This window comes from Streptomyces mutomycini, from assembly GCF_001700505.1.
In the GTDB taxonomy this organism is placed as follows: Bacteria; Actinomycetota; Actinomycetes; order Streptomycetales; family Streptomycetaceae; genus Streptomyces; species Streptomyces mutomycini.
Window position 1 is genome coordinate 16,771 of the sequence record NZ_MAPV01000112.1, and the last position, 23,214, is coordinate 39,984.

At 72.1% G+C, this 23,214-nt stretch carries 20 protein-coding genes; 9 read left to right on the top strand and 11 right to left on the bottom strand.

What is annotated here, in order from left to right:
• Positions 1–100: 100 nt before the first annotated feature.
• Positions 101–1,339, top strand: coding sequence for a type ISP restriction/modification enzyme (locus BFF76_RS17135; RefSeq protein ID WP_065848556.1), 1,239 nt, complete (start codon positions 101–103; stop codon positions 1,337–1,339).
• Between the two features lie 228 nt (positions 1,340–1,567).
• Here the strand turns inward: BFF76_RS17135 and BFF76_RS17140 are convergent, their stop codons facing one another.
• Positions 1,568–1,831 (bottom strand): hypothetical protein, encoded by a 264-nt coding sequence (locus BFF76_RS17140; protein ID WP_031099622.1) that lies wholly within the window; start codon positions 1,829–1,831, stop codon positions 1,568–1,570.
• A 382-nt stretch (positions 1,832–2,213) separates the two neighbouring features.
• The gene (locus tag BFF76_RS17145; RefSeq protein ID WP_031099624.1) at positions 2,214–3,023 is read right to left on the bottom strand and encodes an SGNH/GDSL hydrolase family protein; all 810 of its coding nucleotides are present in this window, start codon (positions 3,021–3,023) and stop codon (positions 2,214–2,216) included.
• A gap of 234 nt (positions 3,024–3,257) precedes the next feature.
• On the opposite strand from BFF76_RS17145, the gene BFF76_RS17150 reads away from it, so the two are divergent.
• Positions 3,258–4,352, top strand: a complete 1,095-nt coding sequence (locus BFF76_RS17150; protein WP_031099626.1) for a DUF5925 domain-containing protein — start codon at positions 3,258–3,260, stop codon at positions 4,350–4,352.
• Between the two features lie 3 nt (positions 4,353–4,355).
• Here the strand turns inward: BFF76_RS17150 and BFF76_RS17155 are convergent, their stop codons facing one another.
• Complete coding sequence (locus BFF76_RS17155; protein ID WP_065848545.1) at positions 4,356–4,739, bottom strand: GntR family transcriptional regulator; 384 nt, start codon at positions 4,737–4,739, stop codon at positions 4,356–4,358.
• Positions 4,740–4,834: 95 nt separating this feature from the next.
• Here BFF76_RS17155 and BFF76_RS17160 point away from each other — a divergent pair, with 95 nt between their 5' ends.
• Together BFF76_RS17160 and BFF76_RS17165 are read left to right on the top strand one after the other, a co-directional pair.
• The gene (locus BFF76_RS17160; protein ID WP_065848546.1) at positions 4,835–5,755 is read left to right on the top strand and encodes a GNAT family N-acetyltransferase; all 921 of its coding nucleotides are present in this window, start codon (positions 4,835–4,837) and stop codon (positions 5,753–5,755) included.
• Positions 5,736–6,236, top strand: a complete 501-nt coding sequence (locus BFF76_RS17165; RefSeq protein ID WP_031099633.1) for a ribonuclease FAU-1 family protein — start codon at positions 5,736–5,738, stop codon at positions 6,234–6,236. The genes BFF76_RS17160 and BFF76_RS17165 overlap by 20 nt, the downstream gene beginning before the upstream one ends.
• Positions 6,237–6,271: 35 nt before the next feature.
• On the opposite strand, the gene BFF76_RS17170 is transcribed toward BFF76_RS17165, so the two are convergent.
• From BFF76_RS17170 to BFF76_RS17185, 4 genes are read right to left on the bottom strand one after another with little or no spacing between them, the layout of a single operon-like run.
• Positions 6,272–7,726, bottom strand: coding sequence for a trifunctional class I SAM-dependent methyltransferase/NUDIX hydrolase/VOC family protein (locus BFF76_RS17170; protein WP_078850777.1), 1,455 nt, complete (start codon positions 7,724–7,726; stop codon positions 6,272–6,274).
• A 34-nt stretch (positions 7,727–7,760) separates the two neighbouring features.
• Positions 7,761–9,248 (bottom strand): tripartite tricarboxylate transporter permease, encoded by a 1,488-nt coding sequence (locus BFF76_RS17175; RefSeq protein ID WP_065848547.1) that lies wholly within the window; start codon positions 9,246–9,248, stop codon positions 7,761–7,763.
• 3 nt (positions 9,249–9,251) lie between these two features.
• Positions 9,252–9,785, bottom strand: coding sequence for a tripartite tricarboxylate transporter TctB family protein (locus tag BFF76_RS17180; RefSeq protein WP_031099641.1), 534 nt, complete (start codon positions 9,783–9,785; stop codon positions 9,252–9,254).
• The gene (locus BFF76_RS17185; RefSeq protein WP_031099642.1) at positions 9,782–10,765 is read right to left on the bottom strand and encodes a Bug family tripartite tricarboxylate transporter substrate binding protein; all 984 of its coding nucleotides are present in this window, start codon (positions 10,763–10,765) and stop codon (positions 9,782–9,784) included. The genes BFF76_RS17180 and BFF76_RS17185 overlap by 4 nt, the downstream gene beginning before the upstream one ends.
• A 132-nt stretch (positions 10,766–10,897) precedes the next feature.
• On the opposite strand from BFF76_RS17185, the gene BFF76_RS17190 reads away from it, so the two are divergent.
• From BFF76_RS17190 to BFF76_RS17200, 3 genes are all read left to right on the top strand, one after another.
• Positions 10,898–11,596 carry a response regulator gene (locus BFF76_RS17190; protein ID WP_031099644.1) on the top strand — a complete coding sequence of 233 codons (699 nt, stop codon included), beginning with the start codon at positions 10,898–10,900 and terminating at the stop codon, positions 11,594–11,596.
• A gap of 126 nt (positions 11,597–11,722) precedes the next feature.
• Positions 11,723–13,297: an alkaline phosphatase D family protein gene (locus tag BFF76_RS17195; protein WP_078958977.1), complete on the top strand. Its 1,575-nt coding sequence runs from the start codon at positions 11,723–11,725 to the stop codon at positions 13,295–13,297.
• Positions 13,298–13,496: 199 nt separating this feature from the next.
• Entirely contained in the window at positions 13,497–14,261 is a 765-nt protein-coding gene (locus BFF76_RS17200) for a hypothetical protein (protein WP_065848548.1), read from the top strand.
• A 332-nt stretch (positions 14,262–14,593) separates the two neighbouring features.
• On the opposite strand, the gene BFF76_RS17205 is transcribed toward BFF76_RS17200, so the two are convergent.
• Complete coding sequence (locus tag BFF76_RS17205; RefSeq protein WP_065848549.1) at positions 14,594–14,995, bottom strand: hypothetical protein; 402 nt, start codon at positions 14,993–14,995, stop codon at positions 14,594–14,596.
• A gap of 319 nt (positions 14,996–15,314) precedes the next feature.
• On the opposite strand from BFF76_RS17205, the gene BFF76_RS17210 reads away from it, so the two are divergent.
• Complete coding sequence (locus BFF76_RS17210) at positions 15,315–16,337, top strand: lytic polysaccharide monooxygenase auxiliary activity family 9 protein (RefSeq protein ID WP_053930925.1); 1,023 nt, start codon at positions 15,315–15,317, stop codon at positions 16,335–16,337.
• A gap of 51 nt (positions 16,338–16,388) precedes the next feature.
• On the opposite strand, the gene BFF76_RS17215 is transcribed toward BFF76_RS17210, so the two are convergent.
• From BFF76_RS17215 to BFF76_RS17225, 3 genes are all read right to left on the bottom strand, one after another.
• Positions 16,389–17,282, bottom strand: a complete 894-nt coding sequence (locus tag BFF76_RS17215) for an esterase/lipase family protein (protein ID WP_065848550.1) — start codon at positions 17,280–17,282, stop codon at positions 16,389–16,391.
• A gap of 161 nt (positions 17,283–17,443) precedes the next feature.
• A complete protein-coding gene (locus BFF76_RS17220; RefSeq protein WP_065848551.1) occupies positions 17,444–18,442 on the bottom strand; it encodes a DNA polymerase Y family protein in 999 nt (332 codons plus the stop codon).
• The gene (locus BFF76_RS17225) at positions 18,439–21,918 is read right to left on the bottom strand and encodes a DNA polymerase III subunit alpha (RefSeq protein WP_065848552.1); all 3,480 of its coding nucleotides are present in this window, start codon (positions 21,916–21,918) and stop codon (positions 18,439–18,441) included. The genes BFF76_RS17220 and BFF76_RS17225 overlap by 4 nt, the downstream gene beginning before the upstream one ends.
• A gap of 156 nt (positions 21,919–22,074) precedes the next feature.
• On the opposite strand from BFF76_RS17225, the gene BFF76_RS17230 reads away from it, so the two are divergent.
• On the top strand, positions 22,075–23,136 hold the full coding sequence (locus BFF76_RS17230) for a DUF3533 domain-containing protein (RefSeq protein WP_065848553.1): 1,062 nt from the start codon (positions 22,075–22,077) through the stop codon (positions 23,134–23,136).
• Positions 23,137–23,214: the final 78 nt, after the last annotated feature.

Consider the following 23,214-nt stretch of genomic DNA (forward strand, 5'->3'; position numbering starts at 1 on the left):
TGCAACGCCCCGTCGTCAGCATCGACGGGGCGTCGTCGCGATGCCGGGCGGTCGTTACGATGCCGTGAGCGGCGGACGTGGCGACGGGGAGGACGACACGGTGGCAGCACGGGCGGCGGCCGGAGCCGGCGGGGGCGACGCGCTCCCGCTGCTGGACGACCTCATGCCCTGGTCGGTACGGCCCCTGAGGACGGGGCGTCCCTGGGTGACGGCCCCCGACGCCGCCTCGCTCCGGGCCCGCTGGGACCTGCTGGTGGCGGCGGACGGCGCCGAGCAGGAGCGCCTGTTCCGGCCCAGTCGCTCACGTACTCCGCTGACCCCGGCCGCAGCCCTGCCGGGCCGGTCCACCGGGACGAGCGCGTTCGCCCGGGACCCGGGGCCGTACCCCGAACCGGTACGTATCCTGCACGGCCCCTTCGACGAACAGTGGCTGATTCCCGACCACCGGCTGCTCGACGCGGCCCGCCCCGAGCTGTGGCGGGTCGCCGACGGACACCAGCTCTTCGCCGTCGAGCACGGATACGTCCCTCAGGACAGCGGCCCCGCCCTCTTCGCGACCGCGCTGCTGCCCGACGGGCATTCCCCCGCCGGACGGCCCGGCCGGATACGGCCGCTCTACCGGCGGCCGGGCGGACGGGAGCCCAATCTCGCACCGGGGCTGTCCGCACTGCTGGCAGCCCGGTACGGGGGGCCGGTCACCGCCGAACACGTCCTCGCCTGGACCCTCGCCGCGGCCGTCCCCTCCCCAGCCGGCCCCCTTGTCCCGCTGCCCGCCGACGGTGAGCTGTGGGCGGAGGGCGTGGAACTCGGACAGGAGCTGCTCCGCCTCCATCTGCGCGGGGCACGCGGCGGAGAACGCCCGCGCATGCCCGGCGGCCGTCGCCCGTACGTGCGGGCCGCAATCCCGCCCCGGCCGGGCGGGGCGCACTACGACGCGGGCGAGGAGGCGATCGTCCTCGGCGAGGGACGCGTCTCGCCCGTCCCCGCCGGGGCCTGGGACTTCAGGGTCAGCGGGGTACGGATGCTGGAGCTCTGGTTCGAGCGCCGAAGGGCGGCGGCGGAGGGGCCGGCGGCAGAGGGGCTGGCGGCGGTGGGACCGCGCGGCTGGCCGCGCGAGCGTACGTCGGAACTGCTGGAACTGATCAGCGTGCTGGCGCTGCTCGACGGGCTGCGGCCCCGGCAACAGGCCCTGCGGGACCGGCTGGAGCGGGTCGGCGCGCTGAGCCGGAACGAACTGAGCACGGCCGGGCTGCGTCCCGTCCCCGCCTCGGCCCGGCGTCCCGCGTCCGTACTGGATCACCAGGAGGAGGGACCGGAGGGGCAGTTCGCACTGCTGTGAGGTCTCGCGTCCCGTCGCGGGGCGACCCGCCAGGGGCGCGGTGGAGAGCCCGCCACAGCGGTGGGCGGGGGGCACCGGCGCCGATGGGTGCCGTGCCGGCGCGGGGAACACACCGACGCAACGCTGCCGGCCCTGGGGATGACGGGCGGACAGCAGCACTGCGTCGGGACGGAGTGATCGTGGCCGCGGCCCTGAACGAAGGGCCGGACCGGTCGTGACAGCCGTCGGTCAGCGGCGGCTGCCCAGGAGCGAGCGCCGCAGTCGCCGCAGGGGGGCGAAGAGCGAGACACGCGCGCTCCTGCTCCTGCGGGTGTGCGCGGCGTCGCGCGAGGTGAGCTCGAGCATCAGCAGCGTCGCTTCCGCCGACTCGCGCTGCGGAACGGCGGGGCCGCCCAGCACTGCGAGATGGCGGTCGAGGCGCGAACTGGTCGCACCGCTCCCACATGTGATGGCAGGCACTCGCGGCCTGCTGCGCACCGTTATCTGTTCCATGTCACTCCCCACCCGTACTAGGGCACCCGGCCCGGGCAGGTTAACCCTATCGTCCCTCGGTCACACTCGTGTATCCCGGCCGCAGGATTGCACTCCCGTGCACGGGTGCTGACGGCCCGTTACCGGATCTTGCGGGCCCCGGGCGGGTTGAGTCGGCTTGGAGGTGCTTCGCCCTTACCGCGCAACGCTGTTGACGGAGCGTCACCGATGAGCGAAGCCCCGGTCACCGGGCGCGTGATCGTGGATCGGTGCCGAGGTGCTCGCGGCGCACCGCCACCGGTGTCGCGGTACGCCTCCGTGACGCACGGGAAGAGGGCCCCGCAGGACGGAGCCCCCTCCTCGGCGGACGGCTGCACCGCCGCGCCGCGCTTCAGGAGTGCCGTCAGGCCTTCGAGTTGAGGACGGGCAGATAGCCGCCCGACTGCCCGGCGGCGGTCGGGTGGTAGGACTCCCCGATGTTGAGCCAGTTCACGCTGTGAAGCCAGGCGCTGCCCGAGCAGATCTCGTGCCCGGTGAAGGTCGAGGTGACGTCGCCCCAGGTGAAGCCGTGATCGGCCGCACGCTTGGCGGTGGCGGCGTTGAGGTAGTCGGCGGCGCCGTTGATTGCGGTGCGCTCGTTCTCACTCAGGCCGGCGACGCAGTTGCCGCCGATCTTGTAGAAGCGGGGGTAGCCGAGGACGACGACGTGGGCGGCGGGCGCCTTTGCGCTGATCGCCGTGTAGACGGAGTCCAGCTTGCCGGGGAGGGTCGAGTCGACGTAGGCGCGGGCGGTGGCGATCCGGCTCAGACAGGTGGCCTCGGACTGCAGCACACAGGTGGTCATGACATCGGCGAAGCCCGCGTCGTTGCCGCCGATGGAGATCGAGACGAGGTCGGTCGCGGAGTTGAGAGGTCCGAGCTGACCGGCCGTGACATCGCCCGTCCTGGCTCCCGAACATGCGGTGAAGGCGAACGAGGCAGGGTTGTTGGCCGCCTTCCAGAGGGCGGGGAACGCTCGGGTGCTGCGCTTGCAGTTACCGCTCGCGCTGTCGTAACTGCCGGCACCGACACCCGACGAGTACGAGTCTCCCAGGGCCACGTAGTCGACGGACGCTGCGGATTCCTGGGCCTGGGCCACGCCCGCACCGGTCAGAGCGAGAACGGTACCGAGCAGGAGAGAGGACGAGAACGCCACGAGTCTGGACATTTTCATGGAACCTCCTTGGGCAGGATCTCTGCCTACTCCGTGGTAGCAGTACGGACATGAATTCCGGAAGTGTTCATGCCAAAATGCTTCGACAACCCACCTCTTGACGGAACCTGACGAGGCGTCACACAAAATCGGGCATCGGGGGACATCGAGTGCGAAGTCGCTCGGCCCCGCCACCCGGGTACGACTCCCGAAACCTGGGTGCGCGGGGTGCCGCCCTGTCGGATCATGGGCCCCATGTCTGCCAACCCCGAGTCCGCCCTGCCGATCCGGCTCAACGTCGATGACAGCGATTCGCCGTCCGATGTCGTGGACGCACTCTTCCTGGGCCGCTTCGCGACGGGCGAGCAGCCTTATTCGCACAGCTCCTCCCTCGACCGGGTCAAGCCGGGCGCGACCCTGCTGCCGGCGGCGGCCAGGGTGCTGAGGGCCGCCCGTGACGACGACCGCAGTGCGACCCTCGCCGAGGGGGACGGGTGGACGCTGCTGATCTCGCGGTGGAACCGGGGCGCCGATGTCACGGTCACCGCCACCACCCCCGAGCTGGCCCGGAAGATCCTTTCCGAGGCGACCGAAGAGGCCCGGGACGAGCCGGAGCCGCAGCCCGACAACGTGACCATGGGGTTCTGGTACGTGTCGCCGCGCCGTGGCCCGCACCGCACCACCCGGCAGATCGCCGCCGGCACCTGGGACGAGGTCCGGCCCAACTACACGGCTCCGGTGGCGGATGCGATGGACCGGCTGATGAAGGTCACCCCCGACGCCATCTCAGGCCGGCTGCTCCTGCTTCACGGCCCTCCGGGCACCGGCAAGACCTCGGCGCTGCGCACCCTCGCCCGGTCCTGGCGGGACTGGTGCCAGGTCGACTGCGTCCTGGACCCGGAACGGCTCTTCAACGATGTGGGCTATCTGATGGACATCGCCATCGGTGAGGACGACGGTTCGGCCAAGGGGCGGTGGCGGCTGCTGCTCCTGGAGGACTGCGACGAGCTGATCCGCGGCGAGGCGAAGCACACGGCGGGCCAGGCACTCTCGCGGCTGCTCAATCTGACGGACGGCCTGCTGGGACAGGGCCGCAACGTGCTGGTGGGGGTGACGACCAATGAGGACCTGGAGCGGCTGCACCCTGCGGTGGTCAGGCCGGGCCGCTGTCTGGCCCGCATCGAGGTCGGCTCGCTGACCCGGGCGGAGTCGGTGTCCTGGCTCGGCACCGAAGAAGGGCTGGGCCGCGAGGGCGCGACGCTCGCCGAGCTGTACGCCCTGCGGCGCGGCACCGGTCCGGCGTCCGTGCCGAAGCAGGACGCCGGGGCGGACGCGGGGCTGTACCTCTGAGGGTCAGTACAGCTCGCGCGCGTAGGCCGCCCGTACCGCGTCCTCGGCCAGGGCCAGTGCGTCGGCCCGGGACAGGCCGAGGCGCCGGGCCTGCTCGGCGTACTCCTGTGCCGCCGTGGCGGCGTGACGGGCGGCCGCGTCCCCCGCGGCGGCGACGAACGTCCCGTTGCGGCCCCGGGTCTCGATCACCCCGTCGGTCTCCAGCGCGCGGTAGGCCTTGGCCACGGTGTTGGCGGCGAGGCCCAGTTCCCCGGCGAGGCCTCGTACGGTCGGAAGGCGGTAGCCGACGGGCAGGGCGCCGGAGCGGGCCTGTTCGGACAGCTGGGCGCGCAGCTGTTCGTACGGGGCGGTGGCGGAGTCCGGGTCAACGGCGATCTTCAGGGTCACGCGCCGATTCTGTCCCACCGGGGGGCTGCGCCGTCACCGGCCCGCCGCCGGAAAACCGGAGGCGTCCGGGCCGTGCCACGCATTACCGTCCGCCCATGACGGTACTCGTGCGTGACTTCCTTCCCGCCGACGCGGAGGCCTGGGTACGGGTGCGGCGTGCCGCTCTGCCGTACATGGTGACGACTCCGGAGCAGGTCCTGCGTGACCTTGCCGACGCCCATCCCGACCGGCACTACCGGCTGCTGGTCGCCGAGGAGGACGGCGAGGTGATCGGGACCGCGCAGGTGGGCATCTCCCACGAGAGCCCGACGCCCGGCCAGGGGTTCTGCAATCCGTACGTCCATCCGGAACGGAGGCGCCGGGGAGCGGGGTCGCTGCTGGTGCGGACCGGTGAGGAGCATCTGGCCGGTGTCGGCGCGAGCGCCGTCTACACCTGGGTGCTCGACGAGCCGGCCTACCGCGCGTTCGCCGGGAAGCGCGGCTTCGAGGCACGCCGGCCCGCGCACTTCCTGCGTCTCGGCCTGGTGGACGGCTCGCTGCCGCCGCTCCAGGAACTGCCCGCCGGGGTCGTACTGCTCACCGGGGCCGACTTCGAGGACGATCCGCGCCCGCTGTTCGAAGCCGACGCGGAGACGACCTCGGACGAGCCGAGCGACACCCCGGTAGAGTTCGCCGACTACGAGGACTGGCTGGCCACGACCTGGCGGCGGCCGGCCTTCGACCACGCGCTCACCACGGTCGTGACGGTGGACGGGCAGGTCGCGGCGTTCAGCGCGGCGGAGACCGACGGCATGACCCGCTACTGGTCCGCCATGACCGGCACCCGGCGCGCCTTCCGGGGCAGAGGGCTTGCGAAGCTCGCCAAGAACGCCTCGCTGCACCGGGCGCGTGCGGCCGGATACACGGACGCCTACACCGGTAACGACGCCGGCAACGGCCCGATGCTGGCGGTCAACCGCTGGTTCGGCTACGAGATCTGCGCCACGGAGGTGCGCCATGTCCATGAGATCGGCTGACCCCGCCGCGACGTTGACGGTGGCCCTGGTCAAAGCCGGCCGTACGAAGATCCGTTATCCGGCCCAGCAGGTAGGCGACGACGGGACCCGGATCACCGTCCGCGCCCCGTGGGCCGCCCCGGGAGTAAGGGACTTCGGCTTCGTACGCTTCGAGCCGGGCGACGTCTTCACCGAGCACTACTGGCGCGACCGGTATTACGCGGTGAAGGAGGTCCGCACCGGAGGCGGACAGCTGAAGGGCTGGTACTGCGACATCACCCGGCCCGCCGTGCTGCGGGGATCCGAACTCCTGGTGGAGGACCTGGACCTGGACCTGTGGGTGTCGGCGGACGGCTCGTCCGTACTGCGCCTGGACGAGGACGAGTTCGAGGAGAGCGGCCTCGCCGGCCGCGACCCCCGGGCGGCGGAGGCGGCCGTGCGGGCCCTGGACGAACTGGAGCACCTCGCCCGCACCGAAGGCCTGGCGGAACTGGTCCGCTGAGCGGCGCGAGACCGCTGAGGTGGGACGGGACGGCCTCAGGGGGCGACCAGCTCCACCTCGTGGCCCGCCGTGTCCGCCAGACGGGCCGTGCGGCGTCCGCTGTCCTCGGCTCCCGCCCGGCCGTCGGGCGGGAGCCGCCTCCAGCCGTGTGCCGGGGCGTCCGCCACGAGGGCGTCCAGCGCGGCGCGGTCGCGGACGTGGAACGCCAGGCGGCCGGTGCCGGACCGGGCGGGCCCGTGCTCGACCGCCACATGGCTGTCGCCGCGCCGCCAGCTCCGGCCCTGCGCCCAGCGCTGGTACGGGACATGACCGAGCCGGCCGAGCAGCCAGCCCCACTCCGCGTCGGCCTCGGCCAGGTCGGGCACCGACAGCCCGATGTGGTGCAGCCGGCCGGTGGGGGCGCCCGATACCGGCAACGGGACGGCGCGCCGTGCCCCCCGCGGGGCGTACGCGACGGTGTCGGCGTCCTCGTGCCAGTGGATCAGGAAGCGGTGACCGGCGCGGTACCCGTCGAGGCCCTCACGGCAGTACGCCACCATGTCTTCGGGGAGCGCGTCCAGGGGGTACCAGGCCAGCTCCGAGCACTTCTCGGGCTCCGCGTTGCGGGGAGGGCGCGCGGGATCGAGGTCGGCCTCGAAGAACCAGCCCATCCTGGGGTTTCCGCCCGGCCCCCTGTGCTGCATGACCAGGGCCACCCGGAGCTCGTCCGGATCCAGCTGGACCCCGATCTCCTCGGCGGTCTCGCGGATCATCGCCGCCCGGACGTCCTCCCCGTCCTCCGCGTGACCGGAGGGGGCGTGCAGCAGCCCGTCCGCATACCCCGTGCCGGCCCGCCGGGCGAGCAGCACGTCGGAGCCCCTGCGCAGGATCAGGTGGACGTCGACGACCTCGGTGTGCCGGTGGGGCGGCTCGGCGCGGGCCACCAGGGCGTACCGCTCGTCGTCGACCTCCCTGCCCCAGAGCCGGGAGTCCCCGGAGAGCGGCTCGTGGTGGACGCGCTCCGTGTGCTGGGCGAGGAGTGAGGTGAGGTGGGCTGCGGAGAGTCCGGTGCCGTTCCACACGCCTTCGACGAGCACCAGCCGGCCGCCCGGCCGCAGCAGGGAGAACCAGTGCCGCAGGGCGGCCGCCGGGTCGGGCAGCAGCCACACCGTGTGCCGGGCGAGGATCACGTCGAACCGCTGGGTGCCGACCGGGGGGTGCCCGGCGTCGCCGACGAGCACCTCGGTGCCGGTCCCGGCGAGCTTGGCCCGTGCCTGCTCCACCATGCGCGGCGACCGGTCGACGGCCGTCACGCGGTGCCCCTGGCAGGCGACGAGCAGGGCCAGGCTGCCCGTACCGCAGCCGAGGTCGAGGACCGTGGATCGCGCGGTGGGCAGCCAGGTCTCCATCCGCTGCGCCCAGGCGTCGCGGACCGCGGGATCGCGCAGCCCGTGGTCGGGCTCCTCGTCGAAGGAGTCGGCGGCGGCATCCCAGTAGTCGGTCGTCGTCATGACCGAGATCCTCTCAGCCGCCACTGACATTCCCTCATGCCCGATCGCGCCCCAGCACCTTCCTCCCCAGCGGCCACAGCAGGATCAGCGCGACGATGACGTACACGGTCACCGAGAACGGGGTGTCGACCAGCCCCGTCACGCTGCCGTCACTGATCTGGAGGGCGCGCCGCAGTTGCTGTTCGGCGGACGGTCCTAGGATGACCGCGATGATCGCGGGGAGCACCGGCAGTCCGTACCGCCGCATTCCGAAGCCGATCAGCCCGATCACCAGCAGGATCACCAGGTCGACGGCCTCTCCGCCGACCGCGTACGCGCCGATGGCGGCGAAGAACAGGATGCCCGCGTAGAGGTAGGGGCGCGGGATCCGCAGCAGCTTCGCCCAGAGCGGCGCGAGGGGCAGGTTCAGCGCGAGGAGCAGCACCATGCCGACGAAGAGCGACGCGATCAGGCCCCAGACCAGATCGGGTTCACGCTCGAACAGCAGCGGGCCGGGCTGGATGCCGTACTGCTGGAAGGCTGCCAGCATGACGGCGGCGACGGCCGTGGTGGGCAGGCCGAGCGTGAGCATGGAGACCAGGGTTCCGGCGGCGGAGGCGGAGGCGGCCGACTCCGGGCCTGCGACACCCTCGATGGCGCCCTTGCCGAACTCGTCGCGGTGCTTGGAGAGCCGCTTCTCGGTGACGTACGAGAGGAAGGTGGGGATCTCCGCGCCGCCGGCGGGGATCGCGCCGAACGGGAAGCCGATGAGGGGACCGCGCAGCCAGGACTTCCAGGTGCGCCGGACGTCGGCCCTGCCGAGCCATGGGCGGCCGACGGGGATCGGCTTTCCCGTGGAGCGGCGCAGGTGTGCGGCGACCCAGAGGGCCTCCCCGATGGCGAAGAGTCCGACCGCCACGATCACCACGTCGATGCCGTCGGCCAGTTGGAGCGAGCCGAAGGTGAGGCGCTGCTGCCCCGTCATCTGGTCCAGCCCGACGAGGCCGATGGTGAGACCGATCAGGAGCGAGGCCAGGCCGCGGATGCGCGAGGAGCCGAGGACGGAGGTGACGGCGATGAAGGCCAGCACCATGATGGCGAAGTAGTCGGGGGCGCCGATGTCGACGGCGAGCGAGGCCACGGTCGGCGCCAGGACGACCAGCAGGATCGTGCCGATCATGCCGCCGGCGAAGTGGCCGATCGCGGCGGCGGCCAGCGCCTGCGCGCCGCGTCCGGCCTTGGCCATCCGGTTGCCCTCGATCGCGGCGACGACGGCCGCGCTCTCCCCCGGGGTGTTGAGGAGGATCGAGGTGGTGGAGCCGCCGAACATCGCGCCGTAGTAGATCCCGGCGAACATGATGAAGGCACCGGTCGGTTCGAGTCCGTACGTCACCGGGAGCAGCAGGGCCACGGCCATGGCGGGGCCGATGCCGGGGAGGACACCGATCGCCGTGCCGAGCAGGACGCCGAGCGCGGCCCAGAGCAGGTTGACCGGCGTGAGAGCCGTGCCGAACCCGTCGATGAGGGAGTTGAGGGAATCCATCGGTCAGAGCACCCCCATCAGCGGGCCGCCCGGGAGGGGCACCCCGAGCAGGTTGTCGAAGACGAAGTAGGTCACCAGGGAGAGCCCGGCCGCGATGAGCGGATCGCGGTCGTGGTGGCGGCTGCCCAGCGCGTAGGCCGAGCCCCAGAAGAGGAGGGCGCCGGAGATCGGGAAGCCCAGCGGGCCGATGAGGACGGCGAAGGCGAGGAAGACACCGGTGAGCAGGGCGACGGTGCGCCGGTCGGCCGGTTCGCCGAGGTCGACGTCCTCGCCGCCCTCAGCCTCGCCGCGGCCGCCGCGCAGGACGTCGACGGCGAGCAGCACGGCGACGGCCAGCAGCCCGATGCCGACGGCCACGGGGACGGTCCGGGGGCCGACGGGCCCGCGCTGGGTGATGTCCACGCTCATCGTCAGGGCGTCGGTCAGGACGAGGACGCCCAGCGCGAGCAGCAGGACGCAGACGCCGAGTTCGGAGTGTTCGCGCAGCCAGGAGCGCGCGGTGGCGGACCTGGAGGGGGTGTTGTTCTCGTCGCTCACAGTCCCAGCTCCTCGAGGACGGTGGCGACCCGGCGGTCCTGGGCGTCCAGGAAGTCGCCGAAGTCGTCGCCGGTGAGGAAGGCGTCGTCCCAGCCGTTCTTCTTCATGGACTCCCGCCACTGCTTCGAGTCGTGCAGTTCGCTCACCAGCCCGACGAGTTTGTCGCGCTCGGCGACGGAGAGCCCGGGCGGGGCGACGATGCCGCGCCAGTTCGTGAAGTCGGTGTCGAGACCGGCCTCACGGAGGGTGGGCGCGTCGAGGCCCGGGACCCTCTCCGGCCCGGTGACTGCGAGCAGGCGCAGCTCTCCGGCCTCTATCTGGTCGAGGTACTCACCGACGCCGGAGACGCCGAAGCCGACCTTGTTGCCGAGGATCGAGGCGAGCAGTTCTCCGCCGCCGTCGAAGGGGACGTAGTTGACCTGCTTCGGTGCGATCCCGGCGGCCTTCGCCATCAGCATCGGCGCCAGGTGGTCGGGACCGCCGGGCGAGGAACCGCCGCCGACCGGGATCTTCCCCGGGTCCTTCTTCCAGGCGGTGAGCAGCTGGCCGATCGTCCGGTACGGGGAGTCCTTGGCGACGACGACGATGTCCTGCTCCTCGGTGAGCCGGGCGATCGGGGTGGTGTCGGCCAGGGTCTTGGGCGACTTGTTGGTGTTCACGGCGCCCACGACACCGAGGCCCATGGACATGGCGAGTTTGCCGTTTCCGTGCTCGGCGACCAGCCGGCTCACACCGACGGTGCCGCCCGCGCCGGGCAGGTTGAACACCTCGATGCCGTGGGTGAGCCCCGCGTCCTCGGCGTTCTTCGCCGCGGTGCGCGCCGTGATGTCGTAACCGCCGCCGGGTGTGTTGGGAACCATGAAGCGCAGTCCGGGAATCTGCGTGCCGGTGTCGGAACCGCTGCCGGTGGAGAGCAGCGGTGGCCCGACGACCACCAGCAGCGCTGCCCCGAACAGGGCGAGTGGAGTGCGCAGTCGCACCGGGTGCCGCCTTTCGAGCCTTGGGTGCAGGGGGGTGAGGTGGCCCATATGTTGCCTGCGCGTTAACGAGCTGTCGCCGTTCCGGAATCAATGGACGTTGTGGTCGTTGTGGTCGCGCCCTAGCGTGTCGGCGTGACGAAAGTGCTGGTGGTGGACGACGACTTCATGGTCGCGAAGCTGCACAGCCGATACGTGTCCGCTTTGGCAGGCTTTACGGTCGTCGGGGTGGCCCACACGGGCGCGGAGGCCCTGCACGCGGCCCGCCGGCTCCGTCCCGACCTCGTCCTGCTCGACATCTTCCTTCCCGACATGGACGGGATCCAGGTGCTGCGGGAGCTGCGCGCGGCGGAGGAACGGGACGGGGACACCCACAGCGTGGACGCGCTGTTCATCACGGCGGCGCGCGACGCCGGGGTGGTCAGGGCCGCCCTGCGGGCGGGCGCCCTGCACTACTTGATCAAGCCGTTCCACCGCTCGGCCCTTCAGGAGCAGCTGCAGCACGTGGCCTCGCTGCGCAATCGTCTGGACGCGCTGGACGAGGCCCGGCAGGAAGCCCGCCAGGAGGATGTGGACCGCATCTTCGGCACCCGTCCCCCGGGCTCCCGCGAACTCCCCAAGGGCCTGGCGGCCCACACCGCGGATCTGGTCGACCGCGTCCTGCGCGAACACCCGGCGGGGCTGTCGGCGTCCGAGTGCGCCGAGGCGGGCGCGCTGTCCCGGGTCAGCGCGCGCCGCTACCTCGAGTACTTCGCCGAGACGGGGCGCGCCGAGGTGTCCCTGCGGTACGGCGGGACCGGCCGGCCGGAGCGCCGCTACCGCGCGGTGTCCTGAGCCCTCCGGGCCGCTCGGCTGTCCTGTTCACGTATCGCTCGGTCCCCGGCCATGCGCTGCGCGTGAGCATGACACCAATTCCCGGCAGCGTGTCCGAGGTTGACGCAGATCGACCGAGGAGGACCCGTGGTCTCGCATTCCGTGTCCCGCAGGCAGATGTTCGGATTCGGCGGAGGGGCAGCCGCCGCACTGATGCTCGGGACGGGGGCGTGGGAGGCCCAGTCCGCGTTCGCCGCGCCCGCCCTGAAGGGTGACCCGTTCACCCTGGGTGTCGCCTCGGGCGACCCGACGTCGGACGGTGTCGTGCTCTGGACGCGCCTGGCTCCCGAACCCTTCGCCCAGGACGGCCTCGGCGGCATGCCCGCGAAGCCCGTCCGGGTCCAGTACGAGGTGGCGCTCGACGACCGGTTCCGCCAGGTCGTACGCCGCAGCAGCGTCGTGGCGACTCCCGAACTGGCGCACTCCGTCCACCCCGAGGTCCACGGGCTCGCCCCCGACCGCACGTACTGGTTCCGCTTCAGGGCGGGTTCCGCGATCTCCCCCGTGGGACGTACGCGCACCACCCCGACGCCCATGGCCTCCCCGCGCGAGCTGAAGTTCGCCTTCGCCTCCTGCCAGGCCTGGCAGGACGGCTACTTCACCGCGTACCACCACATGGCCCAGGAGGACCTGGACCTGGTGGTGCACCTCGGCGACTACCTGTACGAGTCCGGCGTGAAGACGAACAAGCGCGGCGTGAGCACGGACCCCAGGTTCCACACCGAGACGCTCGACCTCGCCCGCTACCGCCTGCAGTACGGCCTCTACAAGTCCGAGGCCCCGCTGCGCGAGGCGCACGCCAGCTTCCCGTGGATCATGACGTTCGACGACCACGAGGTGGAGAACAACTGGGCGGACGAGACCTCCGAGAACAACGAGAACCCGGAGACCTTCCTGCTGCGCCGCGCCGCCGCCTTCCAGGCCCTGTACGAGCACGCGCCGCTGCGCCGCACCCAGCTGCCGAAGGGACCCGACGTACAGATGTACCGCAGGCTCCCCTACGGCCGGCTCGCCGACTTCTCGATGCTCGACACCCGCCAGTACCGCGACGACCAGCCGTGCGGTGACGGCGCCTCCGCCGACTGCGCCGACCGCTTCGACGCGGACCGCTCCCTGCTCGGGTCCCGCCAGCGGGACTGGGTCCTCAAGGGCTTCAGCCGCTCGCAGGCCCGCTGGCAGATCCTCGGCAATCAGGCCCCGATGGGCCAGACCGACCAGGACCCGGGTCCGGCCACGAAGGTCTGGATGGACCCGTGGGACGGCTACGTCGCCGAGCGCAACCGGCTGCTCGCCGAGGCGGACACCCGCGGGGTGCGCAATCTGGTCGTCATCACGGGCGACCGCCACCAGAACTACGCCTGGGACCTCAAGCGCGACTACACCGACCCGGAATCGGCGACCGTCGGCTCGGAGTTCGTGGGCACCTCGGTCACCAGCGGCGGCGACGGCGCCGACATGACGGCCCAGGGCGAGACGTTCCTCGCGGCGAACCCGCACATGAAGTTCTTCAACAGCCAGCGGGGCTACGTCCGGGTCACGGTGGACCGCGACCGCTGGACGAGCGACTTCCGCGTCCTGCCCTTCGTGACGAAGCCCGACGCCCCGATCAGCACCCGCGCGAGCGTGGTCGTGGAGGACGGCACTCCGGGCGTCCAGGTCTGACGGTTTCGGTCGGTGGGACCGTACGGACAGATATCCGGTCGTCATGCCCGGATTGTCTGTCCGTAACTTCCCACCGACCCGTTTCCCTGATGCCCCATTGTGATTCGCGGGCGTACAACCCCGTGTGGATACCGACTGTCTGTAAGGCGCTGGAGGGATGAGCCTTCGGCGCCTTTCCGTACGGAGAATTGGGGATCAGGTGGGGAAGCAGGTCTGGAGAGTCGTCGTGGCCGGTGGTGCGGCGGCGGTGTTCACGGCCGCGGCCGCGGTGCCGGCCGGGGCGGCCGAGGGTGGGGTCTCGTTCACCCGTGTCCAGGTGAACGGCGGCAAGCCGATTGTGATCGGGGTGTCGGAGGAGGTCGCGGTGCCCGCCTCCTTCCGGATGGCGACCACTCACACGTGGAAGTGGCCGGCGGTGTTCCTGTACCGCGGTGGTGCGGGTGATCGGCTGTGGCACGCCATCGAGACGAGCGACTGCATCAAGGTGAGCCCGGGCGTCTGCGACTTCAACGAGAGGATGTACTTCGACCCGAGCGTGTGGGACATGCACAACAGCGAGGCCGGAGCCTGGAAGGTCGGGGCCGAGGTGCACTTCAAGGGCGGCGGTGGTGACACCGACGACGAGGGTCTGACGGTCCACGTCAAGCGCAACTCCCGCCTGACCGTCAACGCCTCGCCCGAACCGGTGTCGAACGGCAGCACCATCACCGTGACCGGAAAGGTCACGCGGGCCAACTGGGAGACGAGGAAGTACGCCTCCTACGAAGGCCGTCTGGTGAGCTTGGAGTTCAAGCCTGCCGGCGCCGCCTCCTACACCACGGTGAAGAAGGTGTACGCGAACGGCTCGGGTGATCTCAGGACGACTGTGAAGGCCTCCAAGACGGGTACGTGGCGCTGGGTGTACCACGGCAACACCACCACCGGGCCGTCGAAATCGTCCGGGGACAACGTCGTGGTGAAGTGATGTTCGCGGTGCCGGAGGGCTGGTGGGGGCCGAGCCGAAGGTAACGGCTGCGACGGTCGAGGCTTCGGGTCCGCCGCGATCGCGGCGGACCCGAAGTCTTTGCGCCTGGCCGACCGCGAGGGCCGTGCACGGGCCTCAGTGCTACGTGAGCCGGCGCGCCGTGCGGACCATGAGGCCGGTTACCGCTCTGGTGGGCGGGGCCGGATCTCGTGGAGCGCGCATTCGCCCAGCTGCACTGGTTCCGCCGCCTGCGGATCCGCTGGGAGATCCGCGACGGCATCCGCGAAGCCTTCCTCACCCTCGGATGCGCACTCATCTGCTGGGGACGCCTCTCACGGCTGGCCCAGGACGCTCCTGTCCAGCAGCCATTCCCTGACACTGGGCGCCCGGTCCAGGAGTCGGCTGACCTGCATGCCTTCGTCACGCGAGGTAACTCCCGGCAGAGGGGCGAAGTCGTCAGGCATGACGTCCAGCAGACTCATCACGCGGTCTCCCGCACGAAGCTCGATGAGGAGCTCGCACCGCAACTGGCGTGGGATGCCGGGGCGATGGGACAGGCTGTTCCACAGGGCTGGCCACAGGTAGTGGGTCCCATCGGGTGCTGCACTCAACTGCACCCATGCCGGGTCCAGCCGCTGGTTGAGGCTGAGCCCCCACGCCCGCTCCTCCAGCCTGAGCAGCGAGGCCGTATCGAGGATCTTCAACTCCCGGGGCACCGGCTCATCCGAGTTCATCGCATCATGCTGCCCGACAGCGCCCCGACACGTCAGGAGTTCTCAGGGAGAGCGGGGGCTCTGGGGGCCAGATGGGGAGCAACCTCGGCGCGAAAGTGCACGGGCTCCGGTGGACGACCATGGATGACACAGGGTCAGCGCACAGGCCTGGGTGGGACCCACAGTCGCCCCTTCCTGAGCCCTCCCCTAACCGTCCCTTAAGGCGCCCATAACGATCGTCGGCCGGCGGTTCTCACGGCCGGATGCGCTGTCGGCGACGGCTAGTTTGCTGATCACCAGACCTGGTCAGCAGCCGTGCCGCCGAAGGAGAACCCCCACCATGACCCCCATCACCACCGCCCGTCGCAGGCTCGCCGGAGGCATCGTCGCGCTCGGCGTCGCGCCGTTGGCGCTGACCGGGCTCTCTGCCGCCCCGGCCGCCGCACACGGTTCGCTGAGCGATCCGGTCAGCCGGGTCTCGGCCTGCTTCGCGGAGGGGCCGGAGAGCCCGCGGTCGGCGGCGTGCCGGGCGGCGGTGGCGGCGGGCGGGACCCAGGCGCTGTACGACTGGAACGGCGTGAACATCGCCAACGCGGCGGGCAAGCACCGTGAGCTGATCCCGGACGGCAAGCTGTGCAGCGCGGGCAACGACAAGTTCAAGGGACTCGACCTGCCGCGTGCCGACTGGCCGTCCACCCCCATGGAGGCGGGCAGCCACACCTTCCGCTTCCGGGCGACCGCCCCGCACAAGGGCTCGTTCGAGCTCTACCTGACCAGGGCGGGTTACGACCCGGCCCAGCCGCTGAAGTGGTCGGACCTGGAGGAGAAGCCGTTCGCCACGGCCACCGACCCGGCCCTGGAGAACGGGTCGTACGTCTTCGACGGCACCGTGCCGCAGGCGTCGGGGCAGCAGTTGATCTACACGGTCTGGCAGCGGTCGGACTCCCCCGAGGCCTTCTATGCCTGCTCCGACGTGGTCTTCGGCGGTGAGAACGGCGGGAGCGCCGGAAGCGGGGCCGCCCCGGCACCGACCGCGTCCGTCCCGTCCGAGGCGGAGATCGACGAGGGCGCGGGCAAGTCGTCCGTCGAGCACGGCGGCCACGGGGACGACGACGCGGCGACCGGCGCGGAGGTCACCGGGGCGGCCCCGGCCGCCGGGGCCGGGGCGAACGCGCCGGAGGCGGACAACGTCACCGCCTCCCCCGCGGACACGGCGTCCGCGGACGAGGTCCTCGCCGAGACGGGTGGCAGCGGCGGCACCTCGTACCTCGCGATGGGCGGGACCGCCGCGCTGGCCCTCGGTGCGAGCGCCCTGTTCGTCTCGGTCCGCCGCCGGGCCGCGGGCGGTACTCACCGCGCCTGACCCGGCGGGTGGCCGCGGGTCCCCGGTTCGCCGGGGGCCCGCAGCCGTGTCTCAGCCGATGACCGAGGCGCAGGTGGTCGGGGTGGCGTGCGCCGGGTCGAGGGCGTTCACCACCTCGTGGAAGGCGATCCGGTCGATGGTCCCGATCGCGACGTGCTCGGACAGGTCGACCGGGCACAGGTCCTGGAGCAGGACGTTGCGTACGTTCGGCCCGCTCAGGTACTGCGTGCGGTACGGGGTGACGACCTCGTCGTACCTGGTCGCGATGACGGTGTAGCGGACGCCGGGCACGGTGTCGCCGCCCGCGTTGAGCTTGGTGATGAACGCGGATCCGGCGATCTGGTCGGCGAGAGCGGGGGTGTTCGTCGTGAGGAGGTCCTCGATGCCGGGGAAGTACGGCAGCAGCCGGGTGAGGCCGAGCAGCGTGGTGCCGTGGTTGTCGGGGGCGATGCCGACGAGGGCGTTCACCTTGTCGGCTCCGCCGAGGAACTTCAGGTAGTAGTTGGGCATCATGCCGCCCTGGGAGTGGCCGACGAGGTCGGCCTTCGGGGCGCCGGTGGCGCCGAGCACCTTGTCGACGAACACGTCGAGCTGTGCGGCCGACTTGTCGATCGGGCCCAGTCCGTTGAAGACCGGTACCCCGGGGAGCTGGCCGTAGTCGAGCGAGAAGACGCAGTAGCCCCGGTTGACGAGGTACGGCGCGAGGACCAGCCAGTTGTCGATCGAGTTCCCGAAGGTCCCGTGGACGAGGACGACGGGGCGGGGGTGGGCCGCGGAGGGCTTGCAGGAGTAGTCGTTCCAGCCGCGGGAGGAGGCGGCGGCCTGCGTGGTGGCCGCGTTGGCGGTCGCCGTGGGGGCGGCGACGAGCGCGGTGACGGCGAGGAGGAGTGCGGCGAGCGTTCTGCGTGCGCGTGGGGTGCGCGAGGCACGGGTCCAGGGCAGCATCGGGTGGTCTCCTTGCGGCTCAAGGGAGTTGCGATGTCGGTGCGCCCTGCGGTCCGGACCACAGCGAATACGTTTTTCAACGTGCTCATGCCAAGTTACGCATGGGTAAGGTCACGAGGGGAAGTTACGTGCCGGTAAAAAGATTCCGGGCGGCCCTCAGGTCAGGCCGCGAGCCGCCCCGGCTTCACGGCCTGCGGGCCGAAGCGGGCCCGCAGCCGGTCGGACACCGCCTCGATGCGCCGCGCCCGTTCGTCCACCGGGTCGAAGGTGAGCTGGTGGGCGGCCCGTTCCGCGTCCTGGAGCCCTTCCGCCCGCAGCCCGATCCCCCGCACCCGCGCCCGCTGCAGGGCGAACGAGTCCTGGATCCGGTACGCGAGCGAGGTGAGCGCCGCCGAATGGGCGGTGGGCTCCTGGAGCGTACGGCTGCGGGTCAGCGTCGCGTAACCGGTCCGGTCGGCGTAGCGCACGGAGACCGCGAGCGAGCGGCACACCTGTCCGTCGCCGCGCAGCCTGGCCCCCAGCTCCTCGGTGAGCGAGAGGAGCGCGCGGCGGTGCTGCTCGGGGTCCAGTTCGTCGCGGGGGAAGGAGCGTTCGGCGGCGATCGACCGGGCGGCGGCGTTCGGCACGACCCGCGTACGGTCGATGCCGTTGGCCCGCTCCCACAGCTCCCTCCCGGTCCGCATCCCGGTGATCCGCTGCAGGGTGGCGAGCGGTGCGGCGGCTATCCGGCCGATGGAGTCGAGCCCGTATCCGCACAGGGTGCGCGCGGTCGCCGCCCCGACGCCGTCGAGCGCGGCGGCGGGCTTGGACGCGAGGAAGCCGGCGTGCTCACCGGGGGGCACGACGAAGGTGGTTCCGGCCGTCGCCTGCCGTGCGGCCATCCTGGCCAGCATGGGGTTGGAGGCCGCCCCGATCGCGCAGTCCACGCCGTGCAGGGCGAGGGCGCGCACCCGGATCACGGAGGCCAGGCCCGCCGCGTCCTGTCCGAAGTAGCGCAGCGCGCCGCTGACATCGGCCAGCGCGGCGCCGGGCGGGGCCGCCTCGACGACCGGGGTGAACGCCCCGAGGAGGGCGAGCAGTCCCTCGTAGGCGGCGCCGTCCGGAAGTCCGCCGCCGATCCGGCGGAACCGCAGGCACAGGACGGCCGGCTGGTCGTTCATCCCGCGCTCCCCTGGCTCTGGTGCCACAGCTTCCTCCCGGTGGGCGTCCCCTCACCGGCCGGCTGGAGATCGGACCAGGGGTTCATCTCGTAGCCGGTCGGCAGCTGGATGCGGCGGCCGTCGCCGGAGCCCTCCCCCTCCCCGTCGTCGGGCACCTCCGCCAGCCGTGCCGCGACCGCGTCGAGGCCGCCGGTGCGCCGGAGTTCGGCGAGCTCCGCCAGATTCCAGGCCGCCGCGCCGACCACGCTCAGGCTGCGCGCGCCCCTCCGCTGGACCGTCCCGCGCACGAGCAGCAGCCAGGAGTGGAAGACGGTGTGCGCGCAGGCGGCGTGGCTGTCGTCGAAGAAGGCGAGGTCGACCAGTCCGGTCCCGTCGTCCAGGGTGGTGAAGACGACCCGGCGCCCGGAGCGGATCGGCGGGGTCTGGGTGGCCACCTTGGCGCCCGCGACCAGCACGGTCTCCCCGTGTCCTGCCTCCCGCAGCCGCTTGGCGGAGACCGCGCCCAGCTCCTCCAGGAAGGCGTGGTGATCGCCCATCAGGTGGCGCGACACGTCCATGCTGAGGACGCCGAGCTCGGCGCTGAGGCGTTCGGCGTCGTTGAGGTCGGGCAGGCCGATGGTGCCGGTCCGGTGCCCGTCGCCGAGCGGGAGCTGGGCGCCGTTCCCCTTGGCCCCGGAACCCCGCTGGGCGCGGTGGAGTTCGGACAGGTGCAGCAGCAGGTCCCGGCGGTTGGCACCGAAGGCGTCCAGCGCGCCGACCTGGGCCAGCCGTTCGGCGGCGGGCTTTCCGGGCCTGGCCCGCTGCCAGAAGTCCAGCAGCGAGGTGTAGGGCTGCCCGGCCTCGATCCGGGCGACCTCGGCCTCACTGATGCCGTGGACGTCCGAGAGGGCCAGCCGCAATCCCCATATATCACCGTTGTCGCCAGACACCAGTTCGATCCGGTGGGCGGCTGCCGACCGGTTCACGTCCAGCGGCAGCACCGGCACACCGCGCCGGCGCGCGTCCGCGAGCAGCAGCCGTTTCGGATACATCCCGGGGTCGTGGGTGAGCAGCCCCGCGTAGAAGGCCGCCGGGTGGTGCGCCTTGAGCCAGGCCGACTGGTACGTCGGCACGGCGAAGGCGACCGCGTGCGCCTTGCAGAAGCCGTAGCTCCCGAACGCCTCGATGATCTCCCAGGCGCGGGCGATCACCTCGGCACCGTACTTCCTCCGCGCCGCCTGCTGTGCGAACCAGACCCTGATCCGGGCCTGCGACTCGGGGTCGGAGAGCCCGCGCCGCACCCGGTCGGCCTCGCCTCGTCCGCAGCCGGTCATGATGTTCACCATCTCGATGATCTGCTCGTGGAAGACGACCACCCCGTAGGTGTCGCGCAGCGCTCCTTCCAGGTCGGGGTGGGGATAGCGCACGGGCGCGCGGCCGTGCCTGGCCTCGATGAACGGCCGCACCATGTCGGCGGCGACCGGACCCGGCCGGAACAGCGAGATGTCGACCACCAGGTCGTGGAAGGTGGCGGGCTGGAGCCGGCCGACCAGGTCGCGCTGGCCCGGCGACTCGATCTGGAAGCAGCCGAGCGTCTCGGCGCTCCTGATGAGCCGGTACGTCTCCGGGTCGCCCTGCGGCACGGCGTCCAGGTCGACCTCCCGCCCCGAGGCCCGCTTCACCTCGGTCACCGCGTGCGCCATCGCCGACTGCATCCGCACGCCGAGCACGTCGAGCTTGAGCAGCCCGAGGTGCTCCACGTCGTCCTTGTCGAACTGGGACATCGGGAAACCCTCGCCGCTGGTGGGCATGACCGGGGTGCGCCGCAGCAGCGAGTCGTCCGAGAGGAGCACCCCGCACGGGTGCATGGCGATGCCGCGCGGCAGGGCGTCCAGCGACTCCACCAGGTCCCAGAGCCGGCCGTACTTCTCCTTCTGTCCTGCCACGGCGCGCAGTTCGGGGAGTTCCTCCATCGCGGCGCGGGCGTCCCTGGCCCGGATGTGCGGGAAGGCCTTGGCGAGCCGGTCGGTCTCGGCCGGGTCCATGGAGAGCGCGGCGCCGACGTCGCGGATGGCGTGGCGCACCCGGTAGGTCTCGGGCATGGAGACGGTCGCGACCCGCTCGGCGCCGAAGCGGCCGATGATCGCGCGGTAGACGTCGAGACGGCGGGCGGACTCGACGTCGATGTCGATGTCGGGCAGCACGAAGCGCCGCTCGGACAGGAAGCGCTCCATGAGCAGCCCGTGTTCGACCGGGTCGGCGTGGGCGATCCCGAGCAGGTGGTTGACCAGGGAGCCGGCCCCGGAGCCGCGCGCGGCGACGCGTATGCCCATCTCCTTCACGTCGTCGACGACCTGGGCGACCGTCAGGAAGTAGGAGGCGAAGCCGTGGTGGGCGATGATGTCCAGCTCACGGTGCATCCGCTCCCAGTAGTCGCGCCGGCGGTCGTAGCCGTGCCGCACCATGCCCGCGGCGGCGCGGGAGGCCAGCACCCGCTGGGCGGTGCGCCGCCCGGCCCCGACGAGGTGCGGCTCGGGGAAGTGGACACTGCCGAGGCCCAGGTCGTCCGCCGGGTCGACGCGGCAGGCGTCGGCGGTGCGCCGGGTCTCCGCGAGCAGCAGCCGCCCCGCGTCCCGCCCGAGCCCCGCCGAGGTGGTGATCCGCCCGGCGGTCTCCTCCATCGCACGGGCGTCCTTGAGCCAGCGCTCCCCGGTGTCGAGGGGGGAACGGCGCGGGTCGACGGGGACGAGCCGGCGGGCCGAGTCGAGTACGTCGGCGACGGGCCCCTGCCCCGGGTCGGCGTACCGGACGGCGTTGGTCAGCACGGCCCGCACCCCCTGCTCGGCGGCGAAGCCGACGGTACGGGCGGCGAGCCGGAGCGACCCGGGGCCGGTGCCCTCGCGGCCGTGGTGGACGGCTTCGAGGCGCAGGGCGTCGCCGTAGATCTCGCGCCAGGGGGCGAGCAGCACGGCGGCCCGGTCGGGCCGGCCCGCGGCGAGTGCGGCGCCCACCTCGGAGGCGGGGCCGAGCAGCACGGTGAGCCCTTCCGCGGGCAGCGCGGACCGGGCGAGCAGGGGCTGTCCGGGGCCCGGGGTGTCCGGAGCCCCCGTGTCCGGGGTGTGGGCGGCGGTGACCAGCCGGCACAGTTCGGCCCAGCCATGGGCGCCGTCCCGGGCGAGGAAGGTGACCCGGGGTGCGGATTCATCGACAAAGGCACCCCCGCGGACCGGCGTGCGCGGCCTGTGCGTACGCCGCTCGCCCGCCACCTCTCCCGGAGTCTGCCGTGCCACCGCGAGCTCCGCCCCGAAGAGCGGCCGTATCCCGGCCTTCTCGCAGGCCCGGGCGAAGCGGACCGCGCCCGCGAGACTGTCGCGGTCGGTCAGCGCGAGGGCGTCCATCCCCCGCTCGACGGCACGCTCGGCCAGCCGCTCCGGGTGCGATGCCCCGTACCGCAGGGAGAACCCGGAAAAGGTATGCAGATGCGTGAACCCTGACATCCGCACCTCCTGGACCGATCCGTACTCATCACCCCCTCGCTCTCCACCATAGACCAAGTTTCGAACGTTCGTACGATAACCGGGGGCGCGGCCACTCCTCCGCCATTCGGCCCGCCCCCGCCTGCACGAACAGCGCCCCAGCCGGACCGTGGGGGCATGACTTTCGCTGACGAGGTGAAGAACGCCGTCACCGCACGCGCCGCCCTGCTGGTCATCGGCGTACTGGGACTGCAGCTGCTGTTCATCGCCTCCTACGTCGGTGCGCTGCACCGCCCCGTCCCGACGGACGTCCCCTTCGGGGTCGTCGCCCCGCAGCAGGTGTCCGGGCAGCTCGTCACCCAGCTGGGCAACCTGCCTGGCGGCCCGCTCGACCCGCGCGCGGTCTCCGGCGAGGCCGAGGCGCGCCGGCAGATCCAGAACCGCGACATCGACGGCGCCCTGATCGTCAGCCCCACCGGGTCGACCGACACCGTGCTCGTCGCCTCCGGCGGCGGCACCGTGCTGGCCACTTCGCTGACAGAGATCATCAAGGAGTCGGAGGGGCCCCGGAAGCGCACGGTCCGGACCGTGGACGTGGCGCCCGCCTCCCCGGACGACTTCGACGGCCTCTCGTCGTTCTACCTGGTCGTGGGCTGGTGCGTCGGCGGCTACCTCTGCGCCTCGATCCTGGCGATCAGCGCGGGCGCCAAGCCCGCCAACCGGCAGCGCGCGGCGATCCGCACCGGGGTCATGGCGCTGTACTCGATCGCGGGCGGGATCGGCGGCGCGGTCATCATCGGCCCGGTACTCGGCGCACTCCCGGGCAGCGTGTGGGCCCTGGCCGGCCTGGGGGCCCTGGTCGTCTTCGCGGTCGGCACGACCACGCTCGCCCTGCAGGCCCTCACCGGCATCATCGGCATCGGCCTGGCGGTCCTGCTCATCGTGATCGCGGGCAACCCGAGCGCGGGCGGCGCCTTCCCGCTGCCGATGCTGCCGGACTTCTGGCGGGCGATCGGCCCCGCCCTGCCGCCCGGCGCGGGCACCTGGACAGCCCGCTCGATCGCGTACTTCAAGGGCAACGCGGTCACCGGCCCCCTGCTGGTGCTCTCCGCCTGGGCGGTCGCCGGCACGGCGCTCACCCTGCTGCTGTCGATGCGCCGCCGGGACACGGACGAGACACGGCCGGAGGCGGCCCCGGGGGAGGCGGCGGCCTCCGGCGGCAGCTCGCGCCTCGGGTGAAGTCAGGCCCGGCTCACCCTCACGGACCCAGGGGTGCCGGCGCTGAGCCGGGGATCAGCCCCGTTATGTTCTCCACGG